The organism is Microbacterium sp. NPDC089698, assembly GCF_044749045.1.
In the GTDB taxonomy this organism is placed as follows: Bacteria; Actinomycetota; Actinomycetes; order Actinomycetales; family Microbacteriaceae; genus Microbacterium.
In genome coordinates this window covers 224,534-237,452 of record NZ_JBIVHE010000004.1, presented here as the reverse complement: position 1 = coordinate 237,452, position 12,919 = coordinate 224,534, and the positions used below count along the sequence as shown (strand labels likewise).

The following is a 12,919-nucleotide window of genomic DNA, read 5'->3' as shown; positions in this document are numbered from 1 at the left end:
CTTCGTGATCACGAACGACATCAGCACCGTCTTCTACCGCGGCTACCTCAGCTACCTCCGGGAGCGCGGGTGGGACGTGACGATCATCTCGCGCGACACCGGCAAGCTGACGGCCCTCGGCGAAGCGGAGGCGGTGGACATCGTCGACGTCGACATGGTGCGCGATCCCTCGCCGATCCAGGATCTGCGCTCTCTTGTGCGGCTCACGCGCGCGATCCGGCGCGTCCGGCCGGACGTCCTCGTGTTCTCGACACCCAAAGCATCGCTTCTGGCCTCTGTGGCGGGATGGCTGCTGCGTGTACCGGTGCGGATCTATCACATCCTCGGTCTCCGCTACGAGACCGAGTCGGGTATTCGCCGGCGGATCTTCCGGGCTCTGGAGAAGACCGCAGCCGGCCTGGCGACGGAGACGCTCGCCGTCAGCCACAGCCTTGCCGAGCTCGTGCGCGAAGAGCGGCTTACCTCGCGCGTCGTGGTGCTCGGCGAGGGAAGCCCGTTCGGCACCGACCTGCGTCGTTTCAACGCGGAAGCTGTCGACATCCCGGCATTGGATGCGGTGACGGAAACCTTCCTCGCGAGCCGAGGCAACGCGTTCCGCTTGCTGTTCGTTGGCCGTATTACGGGAGACAAAGGTGTCGGGGACCTTCTCGATGCCCTCGTTCTCCTCGCGGCGCGCGGTGTCGAGATCGCCTCCGTCATCGTCGGGCCTGGCGAGGACGCGGGGCTGGAACGTCGCATCGACGAGTTGGTAACGGAGCACGCCATCCGACGGGTGGGGTCTGTCTCGGACCCGCGAGCGTACATGCGCGAAGTCGACATACTCTGCCTGCCCACCTTGCGTGAAGGATTCGGCCAGGTGATCGTTGAGGCCGCAGGGTTAGGCGTCCCCACAATCACCACCCAGGCGACGGGCGCCCGAGACGTGGTTGTAGACGGACAGACCGGTTTGGTCGTGCCGGTGCGCGACGGGGTCGCACTGGCCGCGGCGATCGAGCGCGCGGCAGGCGACCGTGATCGGGTTCGTGAGTGGGGTGCGGCAGCACGAGCACGGGCCGAGGAGTTCTACTCCACGGAACGAGTCTGGCGTCAGTACGCGGACCACTTTGATGCGTCGGCGCGATGAGTCCTTGCGCCCGCAGACGCCGGGCTTCCGGACCCGATGAACGTTCTCACTGGAGCGACGCGGTGGTTCCGGTCGGCGAACCGTTGCCACGGGCCAGCTCTCGCACGCAGTACCACAACGCTAGCTCGCGAATGACCGCTACTCAGGCCGCGAACTGCGAAGACGCGGAACCACGGACTTGATCAGCAGCGCGTACTTCTCGGCCTTGGCGCGGATGTCAACCAGGTTCCGCAACTCATCGGGAATCCTCGCGCCTTTCGCGCTCTCGACGAACACTCGGACAGCCGGAGCGATTCGATCTGGTTCCCAAGGTCCGCGTGCCACCGTTCTCAGCGTCGGATGATCAACGCCGTCGAGGTCTTCGTCACGAGAAAAGAGCAAGGTCGGAATGCCCAACGACACGCTCTCGCGAACCTTCAGCGCGGAGGCGACATCAATACCTTTGCGATCGAGTGCGAGGGTACCAAGGGCGACGTCGAATCCGGCGACAAGCGAGCGGTACTCAGCGCTGGTCGGCGCAATCGCTATCTGTACCGCTGTGCCTTCAACAGCGGCGGCCATTTCGCGCGATGGCACGACCAGTTGGAAGTCGAACTCGGGTAGCGCGTCGGCAAGCTCGGCGAGACGGTCCAGGCCCTGCCAAGGCGCATCGAAACCAACGGAGTAGCCGATGACAGGACGGGCATTCGCGGGAACGGGCAACGGCACGGCAGGCACTTCGATGCCATTAGGGATGACGGCGCGAGGCCCTCGCAGCTCAGCGAACGCCGGCAGTTCGGCGATCGCCCGCGTAACGAACATCGCACCCGCAGTCGACCGCAATAGTCCGCGGCGGAATGCGCGGCTGCTCAAGGTCGCATACGTGCGGGCGGCCCGACTCGTCGGGCGTTCACGTGTATCGTCCGCGTGGACCTCAAGGATGAGAGGAACTTTCCGTGCGACGCGACGAAGCCATGCCGTGGCAAATCCGTAGCGGACGACGACGACATCCGGATTCGCGCGACGTACGTAGTTCTCGAGCATGCGCGACTCGCTGAACGATCGGAGCGAGCGGGGGGCGTTCGATCGGATCGAATCGACGTGACTCGGCAGAGCACCGCGCAGCCCACGATCCACGCACACTGCGGATGCGTCTATGCCTGAATCCCTGAACACCCTTAATTGGGCTTGCGCTCGACTCATGATCTGGGCGTGGGATCGCAAGTCGAAGAGATAAACCAGCACGGCGCGGGGAGCGTGTTGGGGATCGATCGGCACATGCAAAGCCTACCTGGCGCGTCCGTCGTCCTGCCGTTCAAGGACCTGCGGCGAATCGGCGCTGCCTCCCGCGTCATGGTGCAGGTTGCGGTCGGTATCATGGCGGTGTCGCCGCCGGGCTGGACGCGCACTGTGGCTCTCGGATTCCATAGACAGAAGGACTCTCACTTGAAGATATTGCGCGGACGGGGCGGACGGATACTCTCCGGCATTGTTGCGCTCGGGGGAGGCACCATCGGAGCGCAGCTGGTCACTCTGATCGCCGTTCCCTTCATCTCGCGTTCCTACACGCCGGCCGAGTTCGGTGTCTTCGCACTCGCGTCCAGTCTGTCCAGCGTTCTCGCCCCTGTGCTGACTCTTCGGCTCGAGTCCGCGATGCTCCTGCCTTCCAGCAAGCGCCAGACGTCGGCGATCTTCTTTCTCGCCCTCGCAAGTTCAGTGATACTGTCCGTCGCCGCATCGCTCGTGCTGGGGATCATGCAACTGCTGGGTACATTGGCATCCAACGGCGAATATCAGGGTTTTCCGATCTGGGTCGGTCTGATCAGCTTTCTCAGTGCGCTTTTCGCTCTTGTCGGTCAGCTCGCGTTGCGCCAGCACAGGTACGGGGCGGTCGCGCAGCGATCCGTAACGCAATCTCTCGTCATAAATGGCACTCAGGTCGGCCTCGGGTTCGCGGGCGCGACAAGTGTCGGACTCATGGCGGGGGCGACTTTTGGCAGAGTCGTGGGGATCGTGCCACTGTTCTTGGCCAGTCGCTCCGAGCTATCCCACTTTTCGAAGCCCGACGTGCTCGCCATGCTCAAAGAGTACTGGCGGTTTCCAACGATCTTTACGCTGTCGGGACTCTTGAACGCCTTCGGTCTGCAGGCTCCGGTGCTGTTCGCGGGGCTATGGTTCTCAGCTTCGCAGGTTGGCCAACTGGGCATGGCGGAGAGGATCCTCTTCATTCCGATCACCGTGGTGGGCGGTGCCATCGCGCAGGTATTGGAAGCCGAGGTCGCCGAACGATTGCGGTTGCAGACCGGAGGCATCCTAAGAGTATTCCTTAGGCTTTCCACAGCGCTTGCCTCAGTGTCGTTGCTGCTGGTCATACTCGTCATGACGCTGGCCCAGTGGGCCGTACCCTTCTTGCTCGGAGCAAAATGGCAGGAGGCTAGTATCCTGATGACTTTGCTGGTTATTCCGGTCGCAACGCGGTTGGTGGCCAGTCCGATGAGCAGAGTTCTCATGAGTCTGCAGCATGGGCGCATCACCCTCGTGCTCGATGTAGTACGTGTGGCGTTGATCTTGGTTGCTGCGCTGGTGGTCTCCCATTTTCAGATCGGATTCATCTGGGCAATGGCGACTCTCTACTGCGGCCTCGGGCTCACGTATGTGGCAACGTGGTTCGTGAGTCTCCACGTGGTCAGGCGCAGCCCGCTTGGTGCCAGTTCGAACCCTCGCCCTGCCTCGTAGCGCGACGCCAGCCGTGGGGTAGTCGGAACGTCGTGTGGTCGCGTGCAGTAGGCTCGGGCCTGAGTTGCGAGGCGTGAACACTCCAACTCTTCTGAGTCAGAGGGTGCTGGGCGGCAATGGACGTAGTGTCGTGGGTCTTGGGCGCGATCGTTGTGCTCGCCGTGTTGTTGCGCTGGCCAGGTTTCTTGGCGGGTCTCACGGTCGGCCTTTGGTTCGTGACCCCGGTCGTGTTGCCGGGACTCGCTGGCTTCATCCCGACGTTGACAGTATTGGGAGTCTCGGCTGTCGCGGCGCTTCTAAGGTACGGGCGCAAAGGCGGCAATGGTGCGTTCAAGATCGTCCTGCTGTTCGCTCTCTTCCTTTTCGCCGTCATGGCGCGCGAGTTTATCGGCGGTGACGTACGCAAGACGTGGGCTCCGATTGGCATTGCGATGCTTGTTGGAGTCATCATTGCGCTGATCGGTTCCTACGGGAGGTCTCGTGAGCAATTGATCTGGGGTTTCGCCGTCGGCAACTCGGTGTATGCCATTGCGGAGATCATCCGTGTCGCCGGTGGCGGTGCACTTCATGCGTCATACGGCGCTTTCCAAGCAAATCCGATATTTGCTGGACATCTCTTGGGTATCGCATTCTTCGCTTTGCTGGCGCTGTGGCCCCGCCAACGGACACGGCTATGGTTCTTTTTGCCTTTCTTGATACTTCTCGGTGGAACCCTGGCACTCACTCTCTCCAGAGGGCCAATTATCGCTGCCGTACTGGCAGTTCTGTTCATCGTCATTTTCCGCAAGAAGGCAAAGACGCGCGAAGGCGCTGCCCTGCATTTCCTTCTCATGATGGTCAGCGTGGTGGCGGCGGTCGTGGCGTATGTCTATCTTCAAGGGGCGCGCAACAGTGAGAACGATGCGCTGAACACGGAAGTCCGTGAGGATCATTGGACGGCGGCATGGTCCACCATTCGAGCCAATCCGATCTTCGGCACCGGGACCGATGCTCTTTTCGACAGCACGCCTTTGGACAGGATCAGTCCCGTGGGCTACCCGCACAATATTCTTCTCGAAACTTGGGAGACATATGGGTTGCTGCCCCTGGTGATTCTGCTCGTGATACTCCTGCTTGTCTTTCGGCAATTGAACGTGATCGGGCGAGGTATGCTCATTTTCATCGTCACTTGCTATCTCTCGTCGGGGACGCTGTCAGTCAGCGTCACGCTCTGGATCGGAGTGGCGCTGAGCATCGTCGTCGGCAGATCTGATGCGTCGTTGGCGCCTCGCGAGAATCTGGACGAAGTCGCGGACTCCTCGATCGTCACTGCCGGCCGCTGAGCACCAGCGAACTCGAAACGACCGATCCCGAAAGTCGGTAGGGTAGCGGCGTGGCAGGCACTGATGACCGTATCCCGATCTCGGTCGTCATGGCCGAGTACAACACCGATCCTGATCGCCTGCGAGCCGCGATCGGTTCGATTCTCGCCCAGACTGAACGGCGTTTCGAGTTCGTCATCGTCGACGATGGTTCCCAGACCGATGTTCGGGGGATCGCCGCCGAGTTCGACGATGATCGTGTTCGCGTTGTCGGCTATGGCGAGAACAGAGGCTTCGTCGCCGCCCTCAACTTCGGTGTCGAGCAGGCGCGGGGCGACTACATCGCACGCATGGATACGGACGACACGGTCGAGCCCGACTACCTCGAATCGGTCTACGGTTGGATCTCCCAGCACCCCGAGTATGCGGTCGTGTCCGGTCAGGCGCGGGAGATCTCCTCTGATGGGCCCGGGCTTGTGCTGGGGCGTCCCGGTGAGCAGACCGCCAAGATGGCCATGCGCGGATTCACGCCTATCCACGCGGCGTCGATCATGCGGATCAGCGCCGTCAGAGATGTCGGAGGATATCAGTCGTACAAGAGAGCCGAAGACCTTGCGCTCTGGTGCGAGATGCTGCTGCGCGGATATCGCCTCTATGTGATTCCGAAAGTCGTTTACCACTACCGCGTCGAGAAAGCTGATTTCGCGAAGCGGTCCCTGCGTCATCGCGGCGACGAGATCCGAGTGCGGCTGCGGTACTATCCGAAGCTCGGCGCCGGGCCGCGGGAGTACCTGCGCATCGGAAAGTCGATCCTGAGCGGACTCCTTCCGGTCACCACGGTGCGGGCGATCCGAGGGCGGCTGCATCCACGTGGCTGATCGATTGGAATGCCGTCCATAGGATGAGGAGCGTGGGTTCGGGAACATTCGAGTTGGACGCCGCGACGCAGCTTGCGCATGCAATGGCTGCGGCGATCGCTCGAGGACTCGGCGTGCGCGCCCTCAGCCTCAAAGGACCGATCGCCTCGCACTACTCATTGCGTCCGCCACGAGCTTCGGCGGACGCGGACATCCTGATCGAGCCGGAGCGCTTCGCGGAGTACTGCTCGGCGCTCGAAAGCCGGGGCTGGCACACCCGGGTCGGTCGGGAGACCCCCGCGCTGATGCCCCAGCATTCGATGACATACATCCACCCGGAGTGGCCCTGCGACATCGACGTGCACTGGATGTTCCCCGGGTTCTTCGCCGACGCCGCTGAGGCATTCGACGCGCTCTGGTCGTCGCGGGAGCAGGTCTCCGTGGCGCACTGCCCCGTGCAGGCGCCGTCGAAAGCCGGCAGCGCCGTGATCATGGCGCTGCACGCTGAGCGTGATCGCCGATCGCCGAAGCATGTCGAGGAGCGCGACCTCGTCAGTACGGCGCTGAGAGAGAGATTCACCGCTGCCGAACGTGACGAGTTCGTGACGATCGCGTACGCAGGGCGTGCGGCCTGGACATTGCGTGACTATTTCCTGACTGCCGATCTCGGTGCCGTGGTCGTCGATGCGGATGCCGAGCAGCAGCGCCGATGGGCTCTCTTCTCGAACCGCGTCGATGACGCGTCGAGCGTGGCGTGGTGGCAGCGGGTGCGCACGGCTCCTTGGCCGCAGAGACCCCGGTGGATGCTGAGGGCGATCTGGGTCTCGCGCCAGGACATGCCGAGGAACGACCCGGACGTGCTGCCTTCGCGACGTGAGATGTGGTCCTACCAGGTGCATCGATGGCGTCGCGGTTCCGAAGCCACGATGAGGTACTTCCTCAACAGGCGGTGAATCGTCGGCTGCTTCCTGACCCGTCCGGCCGACGCGGGGCCGGGAGCTACGGGGGCGCACCGATAGCATGACCTCATGCGCATCGCTGTCGTCGCCCTGGGAAAGATCGGGCTTCCCCTCGCCGTTCAGTTCGCTTCGTCGGGCCATGACGCGATCGGTGTCGACGTCAACCAGAAGGCCGTCGACACGATCAATGCGGGTCTGGAGCCGTTCCCCGGTGAGGCGCACCTGCAGGAGAAGCTCGCCGAACTGATCCCGTCGGGTCGCCTCCGCGCGACGACCGACTACGCAGAGGCGATCCCCGGCGCCGACGTAGTCGTCCTGGTCGCTCCCGTCTTCGTCAACGACGAGACCTGGGAGCCCGACTTCAAGTACATGGACGCGGCGACCACGTCGCTCGCGGAGCACCTCACTCCGGGAACGCTCGTCTCGTATGAGACGACGCTGCCGGTCGGCACCACGCGCAACCGCTGGAAGCCCATGCTCGAGGCCGGTTCCGGACTGACGGAGGGCGTCGACTTCCACCTCGCGTATTCCCCGGAGCGGGTGCTCACCGGGCGCGTCTTCGAGGATCTGCGCAAGTACCCCAAGCTGATCGGTGCGCTCTCGCCCGAGGGAACGCGGCGCGCACGCGAGTTCTACGAGGCAGTGCTCCAGTTCGACGAGCGTTCCGATCTGCCCCGCCCCAACGGGGTGTGGGATCTCGGGACGACGGAAGCGTCCGAGATGGCGAAGCTCGCCGAGACGACCTATCGCGACGTGAACATCGGCCTTGCGAACCAGTTCGGACTCTTCGCCGCGGCGAACGGGATCGACGTCTACAAGGTGATCGAGGCGTGCAACTCGCAGCCCTACAGCCACATTCATCGTCCCGGCATTGCCGTGGGCGGACACTGCATCCCCGTGTACCCGCGCTTGTACCTGTCCACCGACCCGGACGCGGACATCGTGCGCACGGCGCGACAGCTCAACGCATCGATGCCGGAACGACTCGTCGCCCAGGCGGAGACGATCCTCGGTTCGCTCTCCGGCCTCACGGCCGTCGTGCTGGGCGCCGCCTACCGCGGCGGGGTGAAGGAGACCGCGTTCTCGGGGGTCTTCCCGACGGTGCAGGCACTGCGGCAGCGCGGTGCCGACGTCCGCGTGCACGATCCGCTGTACACGGACGATGAGCTGCGCGCGCTCGGTCTCGAGCCCTTCGCGATCGGCGAGGCGGCGGATGTCGCGGTGCTCCAGACTGACCACGCCGAATATCGCACCTTGTCGCCCGCTCAGATCCCCGGCGTGAAGCTGCTCGTCGACGGGCGTGCGGCGAGCGACGCCGCGCTCTGGGCCGGCACGCCTCGGATCGTCGTCGGATCCGCCTGACTTTCTGGCATTTCATCGATTGGGGGCGCTGCGGAGTGACTGAGAGAGCTGACGTGCGGATCGTCGATTCCGCCGACGTATCGGATGACGCCGAGATCGGAGCGGGGTCGTCGATCTGGCACCTCGCACAGGTGCGGGAACAGGCTCGACTGGGTGAGAACTGCATCATCGGCAGAGGCGCGTATGTCGGCACGGGGGTGGTGATGGGCGACAACTGCAAGGTGCAGAACTACGCGCTCGTCTACGAACCGGCACGTCTTGCCGATGGTGTCTTCATCGGCCCTGCGGTCGTCCTCACCAACGACACCTATCCGCGGGCGATCAACCCGGACGGAACGCTCAAGAGCGCTCACGACTGGGAACCGGTCGGCGTGACGATCGGGAGAGGCGCGGCCATCGGAGCACGGGCCACGTGCGTCGCCCCGGTGACGATCGGCGCGTGGGCGACCGTGGCCGCAGGCGCGGTCGTCGTAAAAGACGTCCCCGAGTATGCGCTCGTCGCGGGGGTCCCTGCGAAGCGCATCGGCTGGGTCGGCGAGGCCGGAGTGCCCCTGACCGCGGGTGTCGAGGCCGGCATTTGGATCTGTCCCCAGAGCGGCACCACGTACCGCGAGCAGAACGGCACCCTGACGAAGGAGAACGCGTGAGCGACTTCATTCCCCCCGCCAAGCCGATCATCGGCGACGACGAGCGCGAAGCCGTCGATCGAGTCCTCCGCAGCGGCATGGTCGCGCAGGGGCCGGAGGTCGCGGCCTTCGAGGCCGAGTTCTCGGCGCACTTCGTGCAAGGACGTCCAGCCGTCGCGGTGAACTCCGGAACAGCCGGCCTCCACCTCGGCCTGCTGGCCGCCGGCGTCGGTCCCGGCGACGAGGTCATCGTGCCGTCGTTCACGTTCGCCGCGACCGGCAATTCGGTTGCGCTCACGGGCGCGACGCCGGTGTTCGTCGACATCGAGCCGGATACCTTCACGTTGGACCCCGATGCGGTCGCCGCAGCGGTCACATCGAAGACCCGCGGCGTGCTGCCGGTGCATCTCTACGGGCACCCCGCGCGCATGCGCGAGCTGGAGGCGCTCGCCGCGGAGAAGGGCATCGCCCTGTACGAAGATGCGGCGCAGGCGCACGGCGCCGCGCTGGACGGACGTCCCGTCGGCACGTTCGGCGAGTTCGCGATGTTCAGCCTGTATCCGACCAAGAACATGACCAGCGGCGAGGGCGGGATGGTCTCGACCGCGACCGCCGAGATCGCGCGCATGGTCAAGCTCCTGCGGAACCAGGGCATGGAGCGGCAGTACGAGAACGAGGTCATCGGCTTCAACGCGCGCATGACCGACATCCACGCCGCGATCGGCCGCGTACAGCTCACCAAGGTGGATGCGTGGACCAGGACGCGGCAGGACAACGCGGCATTCCTCGACGCGAACTTGCGCGGTGTGGTCGTCCCTCCGGTCGCCGACGGCGCGGTGCATGTCTACCACCAGTACACGGTTCGTGTTCCCGAGGACCGGGATGGCTTCGTGAAGGCGCTCAAGGAGGAGCACAACGTGGGTGCGGGCGTCTATTACCCGATCCCCAACCACCGCCTGCCGTCGTTGGCGCATTTCGCGCCGGGGGTGGAGCTGCCCGAGACCGAACGGGCAGCCCGCGAGGTCGTCTCGCTGCCCGTGCATCCGTCGCTGTCCCAGAACGACCTCGAGCGGATCGTCGCAGCGGTGAACGCCGTCACCGGGGCGGGTTCCTGATGGCGCTGCGCGCCGGCCTGCTCGGCGTCGGCATGATGGGGCGGCACCATGCTCGCGTCCTGCGTGAGATCGACGGCGTCGAGCTCGTCGCGATCGCGGATCCGGGCGGGGATCCGCACGGCGTCGCCGGCGAACTGGAGATCCTGCCCGATATCGATGCGCTGATCGAGGCGGGCCTCGACACCGCCGTCGTCGCGGTCCCGACGCGATTCCACGAGGAGGCGGCGCTCAAGCTCGCCGCAGCCGGGGTGCACACCCTCGTCGAGAAGCCGATCGCACACAGCATCGACGCAGGACGACGCATGGTCGACGCCTTCTCGCAGGCCGGTCTGGTCGGTGCGGTCGGGCACATCGAGCGCTTCAACCCCGCTTTGCAGGAGCTTCGCCGGCGCCTCGAAGCGGGTGAGCTGGGCGCGGTGTACCAGGTGGTCACGCGACGTCAGGGGCCCTTCCCCTCGCGGATCGCGGATGTCGGCGTGGCGAAGGACCTCGCGTCGCACGACGTCGACCTGACGGCGTGGGTCGTGCAGTCGGATTACGAGCGCGTGTTCGCACAGACCGCATTCAAGAGCGGTCGTGAGCACGAGGACATGATCACCATCACAGGCCGCACGGAGAGCGGCGTGATCGTGAACAACATCGTGAACTGGCTGAGCCCGATGAAGGAGCGGGTGACCGTCGTGACAGGGGAGAAGGGCGCGTTCGTCGCCGATACCGCGACCGGTGACCTCACCTTCTTCGCGAACGGCACGATCCCGCTCGAGTGGGAGTCGGTGTCGAGCTTCCGCGGCGTCTCGGAGGGGGACGTCATCCGGTACGCGTTCACCAAACGCGAGCCGCTCCGCGTGGAGCACGAAGCCTTCCGGGACGCGGTGCTGGGCGACCGCTCGGGCGTCGTGACGATGGAGCAGGGTCTGCGTACGCTCGCCGTCGTCGAGGCTGCGCTGGAATCGGCCAGGCTCATGGAGACCGTCAAGCTCGGCTAGGCCCTGCGGCTGTGAAAATGCAGGCGAGGCCACGATGCCGGTGATGATTGGATGGACCCATGAGCAGCACGCCTCCTTCGCGACGTGACCTCCGTGAGCGGAGTGCGGAACGCCTCGAGTCCAAGCCGCGACGACGTCGTCGGATCTGGCCCTGGATCGTGGGTGGCGTGTTCCTCGTCCTGATCGTGGTGGCGGTCGCCGGCGGGATCATCGGCAAGCAGGTCTACGACAAGGCGATGTCTGCCCGAGGTCACCTCGAGGCCGCCATGACCGGTGTGCAGCAGGTGCAGAAGTCCGTGCTCGCCGGCGATCTCGACGCCGCGGCGAAGAGTTCCGCTACCGTCTCGGCCCAGACGGCGGCCGCGGTCGCCGCGACCAAGGGGTGGCAGTGGGACTTCGCCGAGAAGCTCCCGATGGTCGGGTCCAACCTCTCCGCGGTCCGCACTGTCGCCGAGGTGACGGACGGGCTCGCGACCGAGGTCGTGAAGCCCGCTGCGAGCGTGAAGCTGAGCGATCTCAACATTGCGGACGGACGGATCGATCCTGCGTCGATCACCGCGCTCTCGAAGACCTTCGAGTCCGTCGACGCGGGGATCCAGAAGGCGACCGCCGCTCTCGGCAAGGTCGACAAGGCCCAGCTCGTCGGCCAGGTCGCCGATGGCGTCACCAAGCTCGACACCGAGCTGACCAAGCTGGGCCCGACCATGTCCACCGCGCGCGAGGTTCTGAGCGTTCTGCCGGATGCGCTCGGCGCGAAAGGCCCCCGCACCTATCTGCTGATGTTCCAAGGGAACTCCGAGGCGCGGAGCCTCGGCGGCAACGCCGCGCAGTTCCTGCCGATCACGGTCGACAACGGCACGATCACCCGCGGCACGGTCGTCAGCAGCTCCGACTTCAAGCATCAGGGCAGCCCGGACCCCGTCGTGGACCTTGATCCGCAGGCCGTGAACATCTTCGGGGACAAGATCGGCCGCTACACGCCCGACTTCACGATGATCCCCAACCTGCCCGACTCGGTTCGGATCCTGCGCGCCTGGTGGGCACGCGACATCGGCACGAACTTCGACGCGGTGCTGTCGATCGACCCGGTCACGCTGTCGTACATCCTCGAGGCGACGGGGCCGGTGGCGCTTGCGACCGGCGATCAGCTGACCGCGCAGAACGCAGTGCCGCTGCTGCTCAACGAGGTCTACTTCAGATATCCGACCGGGCCGGAGCAGGATGCGTTCTTCGCCTCCGCTGCCGACACCATCTTCTCCGCCGTCACCTCGGGCAAGGCTTCGCCGGTGAAGCTGATCCAGGCGCTGTTCCGGGCTTCGGACGAGGGGCGCCTGCTCTATCTGAGCGCCGATCCGCAGCAGACCCAATTGGTCGACAACTCACGGATGAGCGGGATCATGCCGACAGACGACAAAGAGAAGTCCGTTCTCGGCGTCTATCTGAACGACAACACCGGATCGAAGAAGAGCTACTACCTGGACATGAAGATCGATGCGTGCCGCACCGATCAGGTCGTCAAGGGAACGATGACGCTCACTTCGAGTCTGACCGAGGAGGAGGCAGGCAAGCTCCCCTCCTACATCACGGGTCCGTACTTCGCCCCGGGCGACATCAGCAGCTTCGCGGTCTTCTACGGACCCGTCGGCGGATCGCTCACCAGCATCACCATCGACGGGCAGCCCGCGAACATCCTCAGCCAGGGTGAGCATCTCGGACGGCCGGCAGTGAAGATCGAGGTCTTCAGCCACTTCGCCGACACACACACCGTGAACGTCGAGTTCAAGGCTCCGGGACCGGGCGGGCCCCTCACGGTCTGGACGACCCCGATGTCGCGGGCGACGCCGACGACCGTCGAGCCGACCTGCAAGTAGGGCG

Annotated in this window: 11 protein-coding genes; 10 read left to right on the top strand and 1 reads right to left on the bottom strand. The window is 64.8% G+C overall.

Going from position 1 to position 12,919, the window contains the following annotated elements:
* Nucleotides 1-4: 4 nt before the first annotated feature.
* Nucleotides 5-1,123 (top strand): glycosyltransferase, encoded by a 1,119-nt coding sequence (locus ACIPY5_RS13040; protein WP_400971401.1) that lies wholly within the window; start codon nucleotides 5-7, stop codon nucleotides 1,121-1,123.
* Between the two features lie 138 nt (nucleotides 1,124-1,261).
* Here ACIPY5_RS13040 and ACIPY5_RS13035 read toward each other — a convergent pair whose 3' ends face one another.
* Complete coding sequence (locus ACIPY5_RS13035) at nucleotides 1,262-2,305, bottom strand: glycosyltransferase (protein WP_400971616.1); 1,044 nt, start codon at nucleotides 2,303-2,305, stop codon at nucleotides 1,262-1,264.
* Nucleotides 2,306-2,314: 9 nt separating this feature from the next.
* Between ACIPY5_RS13035 and ACIPY5_RS13030 the strand changes: the two genes are divergently transcribed.
* From ACIPY5_RS13030 to ACIPY5_RS12990, 9 genes are all read left to right on the top strand, one after another.
* Entirely contained in the window at nucleotides 2,315-3,838 is a 1,524-nt protein-coding gene (locus ACIPY5_RS13030; protein WP_400971399.1) for an oligosaccharide flippase family protein, read from the top strand.
* Nucleotides 3,839-3,975: 137 nt separating this feature from the next.
* Nucleotides 3,976-5,160, top strand: coding sequence for an O-antigen ligase family protein (locus ACIPY5_RS13025; protein WP_400971397.1), 1,185 nt, complete (start codon nucleotides 3,976-3,978; stop codon nucleotides 5,158-5,160).
* Between the two features lie 50 nt (nucleotides 5,161-5,210).
* Nucleotides 5,211-6,017: a glycosyltransferase gene (locus tag ACIPY5_RS13020; protein ID WP_400971395.1), complete on the top strand. Its 807-nt coding sequence runs from the start codon at nucleotides 5,211-5,213 to the stop codon at nucleotides 6,015-6,017.
* Nucleotides 6,018-6,049: 32 nt separating this feature from the next.
* The gene (locus ACIPY5_RS13015; protein ID WP_400971393.1) at nucleotides 6,050-6,949 is read left to right on the top strand and encodes a nucleotidyltransferase family protein; all 900 of its coding nucleotides are present in this window, start codon (nucleotides 6,050-6,052) and stop codon (nucleotides 6,947-6,949) included.
* Nucleotides 6,950-7,024: 75 nt separating this feature from the next.
* Entirely contained in the window at nucleotides 7,025-8,317 is a 1,293-nt protein-coding gene (locus tag ACIPY5_RS13010; protein ID WP_400971391.1) for a nucleotide sugar dehydrogenase, read from the top strand.
* Nucleotides 8,318-8,352: 35 nt separating this feature from the next.
* Nucleotides 8,353-8,964 (top strand): DapH/DapD/GlmU-related protein, encoded by a 612-nt coding sequence (locus tag ACIPY5_RS13005; RefSeq protein WP_400971389.1) that lies wholly within the window; start codon nucleotides 8,353-8,355, stop codon nucleotides 8,962-8,964.
* On the top strand, nucleotides 8,961-10,058 hold the full coding sequence (locus ACIPY5_RS13000) for a DegT/DnrJ/EryC1/StrS family aminotransferase (RefSeq protein WP_400971387.1): 1,098 nt from the start codon (nucleotides 8,961-8,963) through the stop codon (nucleotides 10,056-10,058). Before ACIPY5_RS13005 ends, ACIPY5_RS13000 begins: the two co-directional genes overlap by 4 nt.
* Complete coding sequence (locus ACIPY5_RS12995; protein ID WP_400971614.1) at nucleotides 10,055-11,044, top strand: Gfo/Idh/MocA family oxidoreductase; 990 nt, start codon at nucleotides 10,055-10,057, stop codon at nucleotides 11,042-11,044. Before ACIPY5_RS13000 ends, ACIPY5_RS12995 begins: the two co-directional genes overlap by 4 nt.
* 59 nt (nucleotides 11,045-11,103) lie before the next feature.
* A complete protein-coding gene (locus tag ACIPY5_RS12990) occupies nucleotides 11,104-12,915 on the top strand; it encodes a DUF4012 domain-containing protein (protein ID WP_400971385.1) in 1,812 nt (603 codons plus the stop codon).
* Nucleotides 12,916-12,919: the final 4 nt, after the last annotated feature.

Excerpts from the sequence above, each read along its gene's own strand:
- ACIPY5_RS13035 (WP_400971616.1), bottom strand. The coding sequence starts at position 2,305 with ATGAGTCGAGCGCAAGCCCAATTAAGGGTGTTCAGGGATTCAGGCATA.
- ACIPY5_RS13010 (WP_400971391.1), top strand. The coding sequence starts at position 7,025 with ATGCGCATCGCTGTCGTCGCCCTGGGAAAGATCGGGCTTCCCCTCGCC.
- ACIPY5_RS12990 (WP_400971385.1), top strand. The coding sequence starts at position 11,104 with ATGAGCAGCACGCCTCCTTCGCGACGTGACCTCCGTGAGCGGAGTGCG.